The 980-nt window shown below is 47.1% G+C and carries 1 protein-coding gene; it reads right to left on the reverse strand.

Annotated elements, in window-relative coordinates; translation table 11 throughout:
* Window positions 1-94: 94 nt before the first annotated feature.
* Window positions 95-980: protein-glutamate O-methyltransferase CheR (locus A3750_RS01105; protein WP_082862965.1), on the reverse strand; the 886-nt coding region annotated here is incomplete at its 5' end.

Below are 980 nucleotides of genomic sequence, written 5' to 3' on the forward strand. Positions count from 1 at the left end.
CGCTAGCAAAAGAGTTTGTTCGAGCTCCCCTCTTACCCAGTCCAGTGCAATGTGGTCATGGCTGCTGCCCATCACTCTACCCCTAATTTCTTATTCAGTCGTGCACACGCTGAAAAGCCAGCGCCCGCTTGTCATCGACTCTTTTAAGCTTTGGATGCGACCAATTCAGTGCTTCACCAGCACCAATGATCAACACACCGCCCAATGAAAGACGGTCTCCAAGCTCATCTAGAATTTTATGTCTCAGCTCATTTCGAAAATAAATAAGCACGTTTTGGCAATAAATCAGATCCTGATTCTTGAGGGGGCTCTGACTTATGTCTCTCATATTCTGTTTAGAAAAACATACATGCTTACGCACGTAATCTTTTACCTGAAAAGAGTCTTCGCCTAATTGATCAAAGTAGGTCTTAGACCAAGCCTTTGGCAAACCAATCATGCGACGCTTCTCGTATACTCCGTTTCGGCCTTTGCCCAGCACACCCCAGCTTACATCTATACCAGTAACGCCGTACCGAGGCTCAAGCTCCATTTCCTTAAACAAGCTTTCACATAAAAATGCCAGAGAGTATGTCTCTTCACCGCTGCTGCAACCGACACTCCAAATACTGAGGCTGCGGTCTTTTTTTCGCTTGAGGCGACTCTTCATAACGAGGAACGCGAGCGCCATAGCGTTTGAATCTCGATAAAAACGAGTTTCACCTATCACTAGACGATCAAGTAAAACTAGCCACTCTCCTAAGCCCTGAAGCGGTGCAGATACCTCTTGCAGATATTGATCATAGTCGCTGTAATCGAGTTCGCGCATACGAATCGTTAGACTCGATTGAAGACGCGACTTCTGATCAAGCGGGAAGTGCGTTCCTAATCGCTCCTCTACAAACGCTCGCCAGCTTTCAAACTGGCGGTCGCTCATGTTAGGTATTTGGGCCTGATCTCGTTTCATGACGTTCAAGCGCGCCGCAGTCGATAGGACCATT

It is taken from the genome of Oleiphilus sp. HI0079, from assembly GCF_001635105.1.